The sequence below is a fragment of the Mycolicibacterium sp. XJ2546 genome, from assembly GCF_053483195.1.
This window is the reverse complement of the sequence record NZ_JBEFRW010000007.1, coordinates 123661-137578: the sequence shown is the minus strand read 5'-3', so window position 1 is coordinate 137578 and position 13918 is coordinate 123661. Positions and strand designations below refer to the sequence as shown.

General features: G+C 68.6%; 18 protein-coding genes. 7 read left to right on the top strand and 11 right to left on the bottom strand.

Annotated features, from left to right (window positions below; translation table 11 throughout):
* Nucleotides 1-77: 77 nt before the first annotated feature.
* Both ABQE44_RS14060 and ABQE44_RS14055 read right to left on the bottom strand, forming a co-directional pair.
* Nucleotides 78-641 carry a Clp protease N-terminal domain-containing protein gene (locus ABQE44_RS14060; RefSeq protein ID WP_448430358.1) on the bottom strand — a complete coding sequence of 188 codons (564 nt, stop codon included), beginning with the start codon at nt 639-641 and terminating at the stop codon, nt 78-80.
* A gap of 1 nt (nt 642) precedes the next feature.
* Nucleotides 643-867 carry a helix-turn-helix domain-containing protein gene (locus tag ABQE44_RS14055; protein WP_448392242.1) on the bottom strand — a complete coding sequence of 75 codons (225 nt, stop codon included), beginning with the start codon at nt 865-867 and terminating at the stop codon, nt 643-645.
* A gap of 96 nt (nt 868-963) precedes the next feature.
* On the opposite strand from ABQE44_RS14055, the gene ABQE44_RS14050 reads away from it, so the two are divergent.
* Genes ABQE44_RS14050 through ABQE44_RS14025 form a run of 6 tightly spaced genes read left to right on the top strand, consistent with a single transcriptional unit; the run spans nt 964 to nt 5880 of the window.
* Nucleotides 964-1965: an AAA family ATPase gene (locus ABQE44_RS14050; RefSeq protein WP_448430356.1), complete on the top strand. Its 1002-nt coding sequence runs from the start codon at nt 964-966 to the stop codon at nt 1963-1965.
* 2 nt (nt 1966-1967) lie between these two features.
* Nucleotides 1968-2831 (top strand): DUF58 domain-containing protein, encoded by an 864-nt coding sequence (locus ABQE44_RS14045; RefSeq protein WP_448392244.1) that lies wholly within the window; start codon nt 1968-1970, stop codon nt 2829-2831.
* Complete coding sequence (locus tag ABQE44_RS14040) at nt 2821-3294, top strand: hypothetical protein (RefSeq protein WP_448430354.1); 474 nt, start codon at nt 2821-2823, stop codon at nt 3292-3294. Before ABQE44_RS14045 ends, ABQE44_RS14040 begins: the two co-directional genes overlap by 11 nt.
* Nucleotides 3285-4286: a hypothetical protein gene (locus tag ABQE44_RS14035; protein ID WP_448430352.1), complete on the top strand. Its 1002-nt coding sequence runs from the start codon at nt 3285-3287 to the stop codon at nt 4284-4286. The genes ABQE44_RS14040 and ABQE44_RS14035 overlap by 10 nt, the downstream gene beginning before the upstream one ends.
* The gene (locus tag ABQE44_RS14030; protein ID WP_448392247.1) at nt 4283-5170 is read left to right on the top strand and encodes a vWA domain-containing protein; all 888 of its coding nucleotides are present in this window, start codon (nt 4283-4285) and stop codon (nt 5168-5170) included. Before ABQE44_RS14035 ends, ABQE44_RS14030 begins: the two co-directional genes overlap by 4 nt.
* Complete coding sequence (locus ABQE44_RS14025; RefSeq protein ID WP_448392248.1) at nt 5167-5880, top strand: hypothetical protein; 714 nt, start codon at nt 5167-5169, stop codon at nt 5878-5880. The genes ABQE44_RS14030 and ABQE44_RS14025 overlap by 4 nt, the downstream gene beginning before the upstream one ends.
* Nucleotides 5881-5882: 2 nt before the next feature.
* Here ABQE44_RS14025 and ABQE44_RS14020 read toward each other — a convergent pair whose 3' ends face one another.
* On the bottom strand, nt 5883-6227 hold the full coding sequence (locus ABQE44_RS14020) for an ester cyclase (RefSeq protein WP_448392249.1): 345 nt from the start codon (nt 6225-6227) through the stop codon (nt 5883-5885).
* A 44-nt stretch (nt 6228-6271) separates the two neighbouring features.
* Nucleotides 6272-6580, bottom strand: coding sequence for a DUF4229 domain-containing protein (locus ABQE44_RS14015; RefSeq protein WP_448392250.1), 309 nt, complete (start codon nt 6578-6580; stop codon nt 6272-6274).
* Nucleotides 6581-6635: 55 nt separating this feature from the next.
* Between ABQE44_RS14015 and ABQE44_RS14010 the strand changes: the two genes are divergently transcribed.
* On the top strand, nt 6636-6797 hold the full coding sequence (locus ABQE44_RS14010; protein ID WP_448392251.1) for a hypothetical protein: 162 nt from the start codon (nt 6636-6638) through the stop codon (nt 6795-6797).
* Here the strand turns inward: ABQE44_RS14010 and ABQE44_RS14005 are convergent.
* Genes ABQE44_RS14005 through hemL form a run of 7 tightly spaced genes read right to left on the bottom strand, consistent with a single transcriptional unit; the run spans nt 6794 to nt 13909 of the window.
* Entirely contained in the window at nt 6794-7864 is a 1071-nt protein-coding gene (locus ABQE44_RS14005) for a MinD/ParA family ATP-binding protein (protein WP_448392252.1), read from the bottom strand. The genes ABQE44_RS14010 and ABQE44_RS14005 overlap by 4 nt on opposite strands.
* 44 nt (nt 7865-7908) lie before the next feature.
* Complete coding sequence (gene ccsB / locus ABQE44_RS14000) at nt 7909-8925, bottom strand: c-type cytochrome biogenesis protein CcsB (RefSeq protein WP_448392253.1); 1017 nt, start codon at nt 8923-8925, stop codon at nt 7909-7911.
* The gene (gene resB, locus ABQE44_RS13995) at nt 8922-10565 is read right to left on the bottom strand and encodes a cytochrome c biogenesis protein ResB (RefSeq protein WP_448392254.1); all 1644 of its coding nucleotides are present in this window, start codon (nt 10563-10565) and stop codon (nt 8922-8924) included. The genes ccsB and resB overlap by 4 nt, the downstream gene beginning before the upstream one ends.
* Entirely contained in the window at nt 10562-11395 is an 834-nt protein-coding gene (locus ABQE44_RS13990; RefSeq protein WP_448392255.1) for a cytochrome c biogenesis CcdA family protein, read from the bottom strand. The genes resB and ABQE44_RS13990 overlap by 4 nt, the downstream gene beginning before the upstream one ends.
* Complete coding sequence (locus tag ABQE44_RS13985) at nt 11392-11988, bottom strand: TlpA disulfide reductase family protein (protein ID WP_448392256.1); 597 nt, start codon at nt 11986-11988, stop codon at nt 11392-11394. The genes ABQE44_RS13990 and ABQE44_RS13985 overlap by 4 nt, the downstream gene beginning before the upstream one ends.
* Complete coding sequence (locus ABQE44_RS13980) at nt 11985-12596, bottom strand: histidine phosphatase family protein (RefSeq protein WP_448392257.1); 612 nt, start codon at nt 12594-12596, stop codon at nt 11985-11987. Before ABQE44_RS13980 ends, ABQE44_RS13985 begins: the two co-directional genes overlap by 4 nt.
* A complete protein-coding gene (hemL, locus tag ABQE44_RS13975) occupies nt 12593-13909 on the bottom strand; it encodes a glutamate-1-semialdehyde 2,1-aminomutase (RefSeq protein ID WP_448392258.1) in 1317 nt (438 codons plus the stop codon). Before hemL ends, ABQE44_RS13980 begins: the two co-directional genes overlap by 4 nt.
* Nucleotides 13910-13918: the final 9 nt, after the last annotated feature.

Here is a 13918-nt window from a genome sequence, read left to right as displayed (position 1 = left end):
TGCGGTTTCATACGCCTGCAGCGGCGTGTCGCGCATGAATCCGCACAGCCAGCGGCAGCGGGACCGTCGCGCCGTGGCTAGGCCGCCTGGTCGAGAAGGGTGGCAACTGCGGCACGCAGTTCTCCCACGTCCACGCGCTCGGTGATCAGGCCGACGGTGAACTTGTCACCGCCACGCAGGATGCCGAGCAGGACGTACTCGCATCCGATGGTTCTGCTCTTGTGCGCCAGCGCTTCTCGCAGCGAGAGTTCGAGTGCCTTCTTGGCAGGCTTGGTGAACGGTATGTAGCCACGACGCCTGCGGCGGCCGGACCGGCGAAACGCGCTGTCCCAGGCGTCCTTTCCGAACGCGCGGTTCACGCGGTCGCGGACCGCATGCAAGTCGATCCCGATCGACCTCAGCGCCTCGGCATCCTCGTCAAACAGCGGGTCACTCGACGCAGACTGTGTATCCAGCCGCGCGCGCACCGCCTGGGCGGTCAACCCGTAGCCGAGCAGCAGGCCCGCGAGCTCCCGCCCGGCGCTCTGTAGGACACCGACCAGGAGATGTTCAGCACCGATCACTTCCGAATCCAGTTCCCGCGCCTCTTCCTGGGCGAGCGTCACCGCGACGCGGGCACTGCGGCTGAACCGCTCGAACATGTCATTTCCTCCTGTTGTGCTTCTGATGCACGGCTTGGCGGCTGACCCCGAGCGCGCTGGCGATGGCCTGCCAGCTCCAGCCCTGTTCGCGGGCGTTCGCGACGTGGATCGCCTCCAGGCGCTCCTGGAGTCGCTGCAGCGCGCGGACCGCCTTGAGCCCGACAGCCGGGTCGTTGCTGGTCAACGCGTCGATATTGGTCACGTTGTCAAGTTTAGTTGACGTCAACCTTACGGACAAGACGTGTGCGCCTACCCTCGCCGGGGTAACCAACGCTGTCCGCAGCCCGATAGGCATCCGGAAGGCAACCCCGAAAGGCACTGCATGACCGCCACACGCCCGCAACTCGACCGCCGCGATCTCGCCGACGCGCACCGCGTTGCCGCCGCGGTATCCGATGCGTTCTCGGCCAAGGTCGTGGGTCAGGAGAACCTGCGCGAGTCGCTGTTGATCGGGCTGCTCGCCGGCGGACACGTGCTCATCGAAAGCGTTCCGGGCCTGGCCAAGACGACGGCCGCGCGCGTCATCGCCGAATCCATCCACGGCGGGTTTCAGCGCATCCAGTGCACCCCGGACCTGTTGCCCAGCGACATCATCGGCACCCAGGTGTACGAGGCCGCCACGAACTCGTTCGTCACCCAGCTCGGTCCGGTGCACACCAACATCGTGTTGCTCGACGAGATCAACCGCTCCAGCGCCAAGACGCAGAGCGCGATGCTCGAAGCGATGGAGGAACGCCAGACCACCATCGCCGGGACCGTCTACCCGATCCCGGAGCCGTTCCTGGTGATCGCCACCCAGAACCCGGTGGACCAGGAAGGCACCTATCCCCTCTCCGAAGCACAGACCGACCGGTTCATGCTCAAGGAGATCCTCGGCTACCCCTCCGCCGAACAGGAGGTAGAGGTGATGTTCCGGATGGACGCCGGGCTGTACGACAAGGATCACCGGGCGCGGCCGGTCGTGACGCTCGACGACATCCGACGCGCCCGCGACGTCGTGCGCCACGTGCACATGGACCAGGCGCTGATGCTCTACGCCGGCCAACTCGTCGGCGCCACCCGCAACCCCGAGCAGTTCCTACCCGCCCAGCTCGCCCGCCTCATCGAGTACGGCGCGAGCCCGCGCGCGACGATCGCGCTGTGCCAGAGCGCACGTGCCCTTGCGGTGCTGTCCGGACGCGCCCACGTCATACCCGACGACATCGCCAAGCTCGCGCACCGCGTGCTGCGGCACCGGCTGATCCTCGGGTTCGAGGCGGCCAGCAAGGGCATCACCTCCGAGCGCATCGTCGACGCGGTCCTGCAGGCGATCCGGGTGCCCTAACGGTGGGCCAGCATCTCAACCGCGCCAAGGCGCATTTCGGCACCGACACCCGCGGCATGCTCGAAGGCGGACGCTACGCGCTGCTGCACACCCGCAGCCTCGAATTCGACGAGCTCCGACCGTATGTGCCCGGCGACGACGTCCGTGACATCGACTGGAAGGCCTCCGCGCGCTCGGGGAACATCCTGATCAAACGCTTCGTCTCCGAGAAGCACCACAAGATCCTGCTGGTCACCGACGCCGGCCGCAACATGTCCGCGCTGGCACCCGGCGGTGAGCTCAAACGCGATGTGGCAGCACACATCCTGGGTGCCTTCGGGCTGGTCACGCTCGGGCGCGCCGACCAGATCGGCATGGTGTACGGCGACGCCCGCGGCTGCGTCAACATCCGTCAGCGGCGCGGGGAAACCCATATCGAGAACATGCTGCACCGGTTCTACGCCCACACCCTCGCCCGGCCTGGCCCCAGCGAGATCGGGTGCCAACTCGACTACGTGGCAACGCATTATCGTCATTCGATGTTGATCGTCGTGGTATCCGACGAACCCGACATCGATGACCGCCTCGACGACGCCGTCCGCCGACTACGCGCGCGCCACGACGTGTTGTGGGCGATGGTCACCGACATGCCCGCGGTGGGTGACGACCAGGACGGCTACGACGTCGGGTCCGGCCGCCACGTGCTCAACAGCGCCGCGCTGGGCCCGCGGGTGGTGGCCGCCTACCGGCGTGCCGAACAGGCACGCGCACATCGACTCGACGAGTTCTTGACCGCCCAGGCCATCCCCCACACCAGGATCGGCGCCAGCGGTGAGATCCGGCCCCGGCTCGTCGAACTGACCGAGGTGTTCGCCCGTGCCGGATGACCTGCTCAACTACATCATCGGACCCACTCCCTACTCGGCATGGTGGCTGTGGCTCGCGGTCGCGCTGACGCTGATCGTGATCGGCTGGTACACCGCGGTTTTCGTGTGGACGCTGCCGTCGCACCGGCTGCGGCGCCTGCCGGTTATCCGGAGCTGGCATGCCACCCTGTTGCGGCGCCGCTTCGCCCGCAGCATCGGCACGGTCGCCGACAAACACGAACGCGGTGAGCTGTCGGCGGCGCAGGCCGCCGCCGGGATCAGCCGCGCCCTGCGCAGCTTCCTGCATCAGGCGACCGGCACCCCGGCGCAGTACATGCACGTCGCGACCATCGCCGCCAGCCAGCTCGCGTCGGCTGCGCCGGTGTTCGAAGCGCTCGACGATGCGCAGTTCAACACCGCATCACCGGTGGACGTCCGCCAGACTGGTTCGGCAGCACAGGAATTGGTGCGCACGTGGCCTTGAGTTGGTGGCCGGTGGCGGTGCTCGGCTTCGTGTGCCTGGCGGCGGCGGTTGCCCTGGCGCTGCTGCCGATCGACCGCGAGATGCGCGAGCTCCGGCCACTGGCCAACACCGCACGGCTGACCCGGTTGCCCGAATACGCCCGGGTGGCGCGCACCAGGACGCTGTCGATGATTGCGACGATCGTGCTGCTGCTGATTCTGTTCACCGCCGCCATGCTGGCCAGCGCCAGACCCAGCGGATGGGGGTCGTCGTCGCGCGCCGTGCAGGCCCCGTCCGACATCATGCTGTGTGTTGGCCAACCCGTCACCGACGGAACCACCGCGGCGTTCCTATCACACTTCGCTGAGCAGGCCCGGACCTTCGGCACCCAGCGCATCGGGTTGACGTCACCCAATCGGCGCGTCATTCCGCTGACCCGCGACCACTCGTACGCGGCCGAAAGGCTCACCGACATCGCCGACGTCGGCCGCATACCCGCCGAGCCCGAACTGTCACCCGCCCAACGCAGCGCCGCCGCCTCGTTCTCGCCCGCGGTGTCCTATCTCGACTTCGCGCCCAGCGTCGCCGACCTGTTGGCGTTGTGTATCACCGGGTTTCCGTCGTTCGACGAACCCAGCACGCACCGTCGCTCGCTGGTCTATCTGGGCCCGGGCGAGCTCCGCGCGCCCGGGGAGACTCGGGCGTCGCTGCTGCACCTCCCACAGGTCACCGACATGGCGAGCCAGGCGGGCATCCAGCTCAACGTTCTCGCGACCAGCCCGGGTCCATTGCGCGACATCACCGAATCGACTGGCGGGCAATATGTTTCGCTCGACGCCGGAGATGCCGGTATGCTGCGCGCCCTCGACGGCATCGAAGCCAACCCGCCCGAACCCACCGCGGAGGCCGAAACCGTCACCGCATGGTATGGCGACTCGCCGACGATCCCATTGACGGTCGCCGTCGTGGCGTCGCTGCTGCTGGCGTTGGCGCTGGTGGTGTTGCGGCGATGACGTGGGCTCCGGTGGTTCCCGCGGCGGTGCTGTTGGCCCTGGCCGCGGCGGTGATCGTGCTGCGGCTGATCGCCATGCGCTCGCTGGCCAGCGGGCCGCGCGTGCGCTGGGCAACGGTCTGGCGCTGGTCGGGGCTCACCCTGGCGCTGCTTCTGATGCTGATCGCCGCCGCCCGACCCGGGTTCGGACACCACGAACCGCAGCACACCACCTCCGCGCGGTCCGGAGAAAACGCCAGCGTCTTCTTTCTCGTCGACCGCTCAACCGATGCCATCGACGAGATCCGCGACAACATTCAGACGCTGATCGAGCAGCACCCGCAGGCCCGGTTCGCGGTCATCAGCTTCGCGTCGCGGCCGTCGCTGGACTGGCCGCTGTCCCAGGACGCGTGGAGCCTGGTCCCCGAGATCGCCGCGCTGGTGTCCTATGACGAGCCCCGCGGTCAGGTGAACGCCGCGGCCGCGGCCAACGTGCTGCGCTACCAACTGATCGCGGCGAACCAGCAGTATCCCGACGCACCGAACCTGGTGTACTACGTCGGTTCCGGAGCCCCCGGATCACGCGCTCCGCAGAGCGATTTCGACCCGGTCGCCGGGTCGGTCGACGGTGGGGCGGTGTTTGGCCACGGCGACCCACTCGACGAGGCGGCTCTGCGGCGCATCGCCGATCAGCTCGGGGTGCCCTACCTGCGCCCCGGCCAGGTGCCCGGCCCCGAGACCGCGCCGGACGGCGCGGCGCAGCAACCCGACGCCGAACCCAGCAGGCGCACGGAACTGTACTGGGTGTTCACGCTCGTCGCGGCGGTGCTGCTGCTCTTCGAAAGCTACTCGAGCATCCGCGAATTCCGCCGCACCAGAACCGCGCGACGGGAGGTGGCGTCATGACCCGCCACGTCCCCGCGCGGCTGCGGCTGCGGCGACGGCTGCTGGTGTTCTCCGCCCCGGTGGCCGTCGTCGCGGTACTTGCCGTCGTGAAGATGCTGTCGGTCGTTGTCGCGGGACACGCGGCCGAATCTCACTTCAACGCAGGCGATGTGGACGCGTTGCGCAACGACGTCGCCACGCTGAGTATCGTCAACGTGATCGAACCGGCCAAGGCGCCGTTCGCCGCGGGCACGCTCGCCGTTCTGCAGAACCGCCTCGAGGACGCCGATGCGTACTTCGCCGAAGCGCTTTCGGCCACCGATGCGGCACAGTCGTGTCCGGTGCGGGTCAACCTGGCGTTGGTCCGCGAGCGCCAAGGAGACATCGAGGCGTGGGAGGGCCGACCGGATGCGGCCCGGCAACGCTACGACAGCGCAGCGCAGTTGGTCGCCGACGCGCCGCAGGGCTGCTTCGCAGGTAACACCGACCCCGATCCCGATCGGCGCGCGGTGCGCGCCGACACGCCCGCGCGGCTGGCCGCCAAGGTCGCGGGCCTGACCGCCCCACCGGCACCACCGCCGCCGCCGGCGTCAGCGCCGCCTCCCCCGCCACCCGCGGCCGTCGTAATCCCCGGGGCACCCGACTCCGAGCGGCCACCGCTACTGCTGCACCCCGAACGGGGCGATCCGCTCGGCCGGTTGCGCCAACTGCTGCAGGATGCGGCGGGGTGAGCTCAGGCGACCGACGTGCCGGTCCAGTACTCCGCGAACCGCCCGTCGACCACCCGCAGGATGTCGTTACCGGTGAACCGCTTCGGGCCGTCCTTGGCCGCGCCGGTGCCGATCCAGCGGGCCGCGAGCAGGTCACCTTCGACGAACGGTTCGACTTCGATGACGAACTTGAGCTCGTTGAACATCCGGTGGGTCTCGTCGACCACGTCTTCCAAGCCGTCGGGACCACGCACCACGCGGTCGGGCCAGTGCCCGACGAAATCGTCGGTCACCACCTCGGCCGCAACGGGCTGGCCCGCCCAGACCTCATAGATCCATCGTTCGTACAAATCCTTGGCTGACCTCATACCCGAACGACTACCCGGACAGCTGAGCGGGTAATCGAGGCGTTTCAGGAGGTCGGCGGGTCTTCACCGCGCAGCCTGGCCTGCAGTTGCTCGCGGTCTTGGCGCCGGCGTTCGTCGAACACCGCGATGCTGGCGGTGGCGCGGCGCCGTAGCGGGGCGAACACCCAGATGCCGAGCGGCAACGCGATGATGATCGCGAACAACAGGGCCACCACGAGCGGGAACTCGTGCAGTCCGAGCAACTGCGCGGCACCGAAGATCGCCGCGGCCACCACGGCGACCAGCACCAACCGGGCTGCGGCATAGGCGACCACGTCGATTACCAGACGGGCTGCGGGACGACCATCAGACACGGCCCGAGCTTACCGATGGCACGCGTATCATCGGACCCAGGAGGTGCTTTTCCCCGTGGCGTACTTGCTGATGATTGCCGTATTGGCCGGGCTGACCTATCTGGGTTGGCGGCTGACACGGGTGTCCGCGAGCCGTCCGAAGACCCGCGTGATCGGGCCCGACGACGACCCCGAATTTCTGCGCCGCCTCGGCAGCGAGGACAACCCCCGCAGTTAGCCCGCGGAGCGTTTAGCGCCGGGAAACCCATCGGCGACCACGGCTGCGAGTTCAACGAGCGCCTCGCGGGTCTGCGGCTTCAACCGATCGAGGCTGATCTCCGCGCCCTCCTCCAGATGCGGATCGAACGGCACCTCGACCACCGCCCGGCACCGCCGGTTGAAGTGGTCGATCACCTTATGCATATCGACCTTCCCCGATCGCGGCCGCACCGCGTTGATGACGGCGATCGCGTTGCGCACCATGTCCTGATGACCGTGCGCGTCCAGCCAGTCCAGCGTCGCCGAAGCGCTGCGCGCACCGTCCACCGAACCCGAGCTGATCACCACCAGCGCATCGGCCTTGGCCAGCACCGCGGCCATCGCCGAATGCATCAGGCCGGTGCCGCAGTCGGTGAGCACCAGGCTGTAGAACTTCTCGAGCACCTCCAGGGTGCGGGTGTATTCGGCCGAGCTGAACGCCTCCGACACCGCCGGGTCGCTTTCCGAGGCCAGCACCTCCAGCCGGCTCGGCCCCTGTGAGGTGTAGGCGCGGACGTCGCTGTAGGACATGATGCCTTCGGCGTCGCGCAGCAGATGGCGCACGGTGGCCGGGGTCTCCAACGGCACCTTCTGGCTCAGCGTGCCGCGGTCGGGGTTGGCATCCACGGCGACGACGCGGTCACCGCGGATGGAGGCCAGCGTCGCACCGAGCGTCGCGGTGATCGTGGTCTTCCCGACCCCGCCTTTGAGCGATAGCACCGCGATCCGGTAGCAGCCCCGCAGCGGGCGTTGCACCTGCGTGACGAGCACCTGACGCCGGGTGGCTTTGCGGCCCTCCCCCACGTTGATCAGCTTGAACGACGCCAGATACAGCCACTTGCGCCAACCTTCGGAGGGTGCGCGTTTGCGCTGGCCCAGCAGCGCCACCGTCGACAGGTCCAGATACGGCGGCGGATCCTCGTGTTGCTCGGTCTGCGGCGGCGTTACGGCGGGCATCCCCCTGGGCGGCGTCGGGGCTGTCCACTCCGGCGGCGGGTCGGCCGCCGGATCGATGAACCGGTTTTGTGCACGGAATCCAGTTGGCACATAACCAGTTTCGGATGCGCGGGGCGCAGGCTGTTCAGACACCCTTAACCCACACCCGCATACGAGTGCAGTCCGACCGTCACGAGGTTGATGAAGAACAGGTTGAAGACCATCGCGATGAAGCCGGCGACATTGATCCACGCGGCCTTGCGATCACGCCACCCCGCTGTCGAGCGGGCGTGCAGGTAGGCCGCATAGATGACCCACGCGATGAACGACACCGTCTCCTTGGGGTCCCAGCCCCAGTAGCGACCCCACGCCTCCTCGGCCCAGATCGCGCCGAAGATCACCCCGAACCCGAACACCGGGAACGCGAAGATGGTTGTGCGGTAGGCGATCCGGTCCAGGGTCTGTGCGTCGGGCAGCCGCGACACCACGCGCGCGAGCAGGCCGTCGGCTGCGTCCTGTTGAGGGGTGCCGAACCGCGACATCTTCAGCAGGAACAGGATGCTGGCCACCCCGGCGACCAAGAACACCCCGGAACCGAGGCTGACCACCGAGACGTGGATCGGCAGCCAGTAGGACTGCAGTGCGGGCATCACCGGGGCGGCGTTGGTGTAGAGCCACCGGCCCGACACCGTCAGCAGGATCAGCACCGGCAGCAGCACGAACACCCACAGCGTGCGGTATTGCGGGCGACGCAGCACCACCGCGGCGGCGACCAGCCCGCAAAAGCAGGTGAGGTTGATGAACTCGTACATGTTGCCCCACGGCGCCCGCGAGGTGGCCAGCCCGCGCAGCACGATGCAGGCCAGCAGCAGGCCGATGCCGAGGTAGGTCAGGGCCACCCCGGCGCCGCCGATGCGCTGGTCGATCGGGCGTCGGGGCCGCTCGGCGACGACGCCGGGCGCCGCGCTGTCGGCGCCGACCGGCGCGCCGGTCCCAGATGTCGCCGCCGGGGCGGCTCCGGCCCCGACCAGCTCGCGGCTTTCGACCTTGCGGCTGCGGCTGTAGGCCAGCTCGATCGCGAGCAGCACCAGCGCACCGAGGAGCACCAGCACCGACGTGGTGAACGCCCAGTCCGAATAGCGGGCCAGCCCGATGTCGATGTTGGTGTTCATTTGACCTCTTCTCGTGACCGCTGGGCGGTGTCATCCGGCACGCCGTCAGGCACCAGGCGCTCGGTCAACCGCTCGAACTCGTCACCCCATCCCGAGTTGTCGGTGCGGGCCAGCCCGCCCAGCTCGACGCTTACGGTACCCGGGCCGGCCGGGGTGATCCGCACCCAGATCCGTCGTCGCCGCACCACCAGCGACACCAGCAGACCGGCCATCATCGTCATCGCGAAGACCAGCACCCAGAGCTGGGCGGGGTCGTGGGACACCTGCACGTTGATGAACGGCACCGCGCCGTCGAAGCGCACCACGGTGCCGTCGTCGAGTTCGGTCGACTCTCCGACGCCGAGGTTGACGCGCGCCATCTTGGTCAGCCGGTCCTGTTCGATCAGCCGGGCGTCGAGGTTGAACAGCGACTGCGGCCGACCGCTGTCCAAGCCGGCGTCGCCCTTGTAGATATCGATGGCGACCGCGGGGTCGTTGAGCGCCGGGAAGCTCGACGACAGCAGCGTGCCGTGCAGCATTTCGGTGGGCGCGAACAGGCCTTGGATCGCGATCTGGTTTTCGCGGCGTTCGTCGGGGTCGGGGTAGGTGCCTGCCGGCGGGTCGAAGCGCATCGCGCCCGACGACAGCAGGGTCAGCTGGTCGTCGGGGCGGAACTGCAGCGTCTGGGTGCGGGCTTGGCCGTCGGGGAAGATCACGGTGAAGGTGGGGGCGTAACCGTGGCCCTGCAAGTAGATTCGGTCGCCGCCGACCCGCAGCGGCTCGTTGACCTTGAGCCGGTAGGGCCGCCAGGTTCCGGTGGCGAGGTCCTCGCCGGCCTGGTACTCGATGTCGGAGGCGTACGAGGTGGCCTGCCCGGTCGGCAGGTAGTCAGCCGCGAAGTTGTTGACGCGCAGGCAGATCGGATGCAGTGCGGTGCCGTCGACGGTGTTGCCGGCCCGGAACGAGTCGAACGCCGCCGGGGATGCCGAGCAGAAGCCGGGTCCGCCATCGGCGATGACGATGACGTTGCCCTCGTAGCCGAACATCTTACCTGCGGCCACCGCGACCAGTAGGCCGAGCAGCGAGAAGTGGAAGACGATGTTGCCGAACTCGCGCAGATAGCCTTTCTCCGCGGAGATTTCGGTGATGTCGTCTCGGGTGCGGATGGTTTTGCGCCAGCCGCGCAGCCGTTCGGTGATCGTCGCGGCGAGCGCGTCCGGTTGCGCGCCGACGGTGGCGGTGTGGTGTTTGGGTAGCCGGCTCAGGTTGCGCGGCGCCGCGACGGGGGTGGCGCGCATACTGCGGATGTGCTCGACCATCCGCGGTGTCACACAGCCCACCAGCGAGATGAACAGCAGCACGTAGATGGCGGTGAACCAGAAGCTGGAAAATACGTCGAAGGCCTGCAGCCGGTCCAGCCACGGCCCCAGCGTCGGGTGTTCGGCGATGTACTGCTGCACCTTGGCCTCGTTGAGGTTGCGCTGCGGCAGCAGGGCGCCGGGGATCGCGGCGAGCGCGAGCAGAAACAGCAGCACCAGCGCGGTGCCCATCGACGTCAGCGTGCGCCAGGTGTTGCGCATTCCGGCGAGCGGACGTGAAAACACCCTATTTCCCCCACTTTTGGGGGGTTGTAGGTCTTCTCGCGCCTCGGTGGTACTCATATCGGCAGGGTGACGTCGGTGACGAAGGCGTCGCGGACCCAGGACACGAAGTCATTCCACACGCCGGTGACCAGCGCCGTGCCGACGAGGATCAGCAGAAGGCCGCCGATGATCTGGATGGTGCGGGTGTGGCGGCGCAGCCAACCCCACCCCTGCACGGCTCCTGCGGAGCCGAAGGCCAGCAGCACGAACGGGATTCCCAGGCCGAGGCAGTAGGCCAGCACCAGCGCCACACCGCGCGCGACGTTGGCGCCGTCGGTCGCCGACGCGACCGTGATCACCCCGGTCAGGGTGGGGCCCAGGCACGGTGTCCAGCCCAGCGCGAAGACCGCACCGAGCAGCGGTGCGCCGCCGATCGTCGACAGCTGGCGCGGGGCGAACCGGGCGTCGCGCTGCAGTGCGGGCACGAAGCCGACGAACACCAACCCCATCACGATGGTCACGATGCCGCCGATGCGTTGCAGCAGAAGCTGGTTGGTGATCAGCGTGGTCGTCATGCCCAGCACCGCCACGGTTCCCAGGACGAACACCGCGGTGAACCCGGCGACGAACAGCGCGGCGGCCCCGGCGACCCGCAGCCGCACCCCACTCGTCGAGACCGACGCTTTGGCGGTTTCTTCGCGCACTTTTCCGCCAAAACGTCGGCTTCGGCGGGAAAGGTCCGGGGCGTCCGCGGGTGCGACGCCGACCACCGCGGCCAGATACGACAGATAGCCGGGCACCAGCGGCACCACGCACGGCGAGGCGAACGACACCAGTCCGGCCAGCACACACACCCCCAGCGCCAGCAGCACCGGGCCGGCGGCGGCGAGTTCGGCGAACCCGGTCACGCCTTGGGCTCCGACTCGGTCGCGAGTTCTTGCACCACCGGTTGCAGGTCCTCGGCGAGCAGCTCACGCAGGAACACCGCGGCCACCCGGTGCTGTCGGTCCAGCACGATCGTCGACGGGATGACCGTGGTCGGGTACTTGCCGCCGAAGGCGATCATCGTACGCATCGCCGGGTCGTAGATCGACGGAAACGTGATACCGCGGTCGACGAGAAAATCCCGAGGAGCGTCCATATTGTGGTCGCGGACGTCGATGCCCAGGAACTGCACCCCGAGGTCGCGGGTCTGGTCGTAAACCTGTTGCAGCTGGGTGATCTCGGTGCGGCACGGTGCGCACCACTGCCCCCACACGTTGATCACCACCACTTTGCCCGCAAAGTCGTCGAGCGAGATGGTCTTGGCCGGGTCCATCAGATCCGGACCGCTCAACGCGCCTGGGCGGCCGCGGCTTTCGGGCGGATCGTAGAAGATGTCGGTCTGCCCGCCGGGCGCGACGAACTCGAAGGTGCCGCCCTGCGCGACGGCGTCGTCGCCGGTGGAGCATCCGGTGAGCACGGCCAGGACCGCGCTCACGATGACCACCAACCACTTCACAGTTCTGCGGCCGGCTCTCGGTAGTACCAGTCGACGAGCGTGTCGCCGTCGTAGACGAACGAGTTCAGCGACGCCAGGGCGCACTGGCGCTTGCGCGGATCGTGGGCGAACCGCTTACTGGTCAGCGACCGGCGCAGGATCTCGACGGGCAGTTGATGGCTCACCACCACCGCTTCACGGCCGCGCGCGCCCTCGCGGGTCCGGTCCACGGCGCGTCGCATCCGGGCGGCGATCTCGCGGTACGGCTCCCCCCAGGACGGCCGCAGCGGGTTCCACAGGTGGCGCCAGTTGCGCGGGTCGCGAAGCGCGCCGTCGCCGGGGGAAACCCGCTGGCCCTCAAAGATGTTCAGTGACTCGATGAGCTCGTCGTCGGTTTCGATCGGCAGGTTCAGCCGCTTGGCGATCGGGGTGGCGGTCTCCTGTGCACGCAGCAGCGGTGAGGCCACCACCACCACGATGTCGCGGTCGGCCAGGTACTCGGCCACCTTCTCGGCCTGGGCGTGACCCCGCTCGGACAGGTGGTAGCCGTCGAGGCGGCCGTACAGGATGCCGTCAGGGTTGTACACCTCGCCGTGCCGCATCACGTGCACGGTGGTTGTTTCGCTCATGCGGGCCTGCTCGCTTCCGCTGCGGCGCGCGCGGCGCCAGGCAGTGCTGCGGCGATACGCTCGAACGCCTGGTCATCCAACATCGTTGAGACGAACCAGGTTTCGAAGGCGCTGGGCGGCGGGTAGATACCCGCGTCGAGCAGACCGTGGAAGAACGGCGGGAAACGCCACGTCTCGGATGCCCGCGCCGACGTGAAGTCGGTGACCGGTTGATCGGTGAAGAACACCGACAGCATGTTGCCGGCGCGTGCAACCTGGTGCGCCACACCGGCTTCGGTCAACGCCTGCCCGAGCAGGTCGGCCAACCGGTCGGCGTTGAGATCCAGCGCGGCGTACGCGTGGTCGTCGGCGGCGCGCAGCGTCGCGAGCCCGGCGGCCATCGCCACCGGATTGCCCGACAGCGTGCCGGCCTGATACACCGGGCCCAGCGGGGCCAGCCGCTCCATCACCTCGGCGCGGCCGCCGAATGCCGCGGCGGGCAGTCCGCCGCTCATCACCTTGCCGAATGTGAACAGGTCGGCGTCGATGGGATCGATGCCGTACCAACCCGATCGGCTCACCCGAAACCCCGTCATCACCTCGTCGACGATCAGCAGCGCGCCGGCGTCGGCGGTGATGCGGCGCAGCGCGGCGTTGTAGCCGGGTCGCGGCGCCACGGTGCCCATGTTGCCGGGGCTGGCTTCGGTGATGATGCAGGCGATCTCGTCGCCGAACCGGCCGAAGGCGTCTTCGACGGCGGGGATGTCGTTGTAGGGCAACACGATCGTGTCGGCAGCGGCCGCGCCCGTCACGCCCGGTGAGGACGGCAGCCCCAGCGTCGCCACCCCGGAGCCGGCGTCGGCCAGCAGCGCGTCGCTGTGGCCGTGGTAGCAGCCGGCGAACTTGATGATCTTGGGCCGGCCGGTGTAGCCGCGGGCCAGCCGGATCGCGCTCATGGTGGCCTCGGTGCCGGAGTTGACCAGCCGCAGCCGTTCGACGGGGGCGACGCGGGCCACGATCTCGGCGGCCAACTCGGTCTCCGACGGTGTTGGTGCGCCGAACGACAGGCCGTCGGCGGCTACCCGCTGCACGGCCTCGACGACGGCGGGGTGGGCGTGGCCCAGGATCATCGGGCCCCAGGAGCAGACCAGGTCGACGTAACGGTTGCCGTCGGCGTCGGTCAGCCAGTAGCCGTCAGCGGAGGTGATGAACCGCGGTGTGCCGCCGACCGAGGCGAAGGCCCGCACCGGCGAATTCACTCCACCGGGGATGACCCCGCTGGCGTCGGCGAACAGCCGCGCCGACACCTCGGTCGAGATCTGGTCAGCACGCATGGCCACCAG

Bases quoted from the DNA above. Each gene is read 5' to 3' on its own strand.
- ABQE44_RS14060 (WP_448430358.1), bottom strand. From the start codon at position 641: ATGTTCGAGCGGTTCAGCCGCAGTGCCCGCGTCGCGGTGACGCTCGCC.
- ABQE44_RS14050 (WP_448430356.1), top strand. From the start codon at position 964: ATGACCGCCACACGCCCGCAACTCGACCGCCGCGATCTCGCCGACGCG.
- ABQE44_RS14030 (WP_448392247.1), top strand. From the start codon at position 4,283: ATGACGTGGGCTCCGGTGGTTCCCGCGGCGGTGCTGTTGGCCCTGGCC.
- ABQE44_RS14025 (WP_448392248.1), top strand. From the start codon at position 5,167: ATGACCCGCCACGTCCCCGCGCGGCTGCGGCTGCGGCGACGGCTGCTG.
- ABQE44_RS14020 (WP_448392249.1), bottom strand. From the start codon at position 6,227: ATGAGGTCAGCCAAGGATTTGTACGAACGATGGATCTATGAGGTCTGG.
- ccsB (WP_448392253.1), bottom strand. From the start codon at position 8,925: ATGAACACCAACATCGACATCGGGCTGGCCCGCTATTCGGACTGGGCG.
- resB (WP_448392254.1), bottom strand. From the start codon at position 10,565: ATGAGTACCACCGAGGCGCGAGAAGACCTACAACCCCCCAAAAGTGGG.
- ABQE44_RS13980 (WP_448392257.1), bottom strand. From the start codon at position 12,596: ATGAGCGAAACAACCACCGTGCACGTGATGCGGCACGGCGAGGTGTAC.
- hemL (WP_448392258.1), bottom strand. From the start codon at position 13,909: ATGCGTGCTGACCAGATCTCGACCGAGGTGTCGGCGCGGCTGTTCGCC.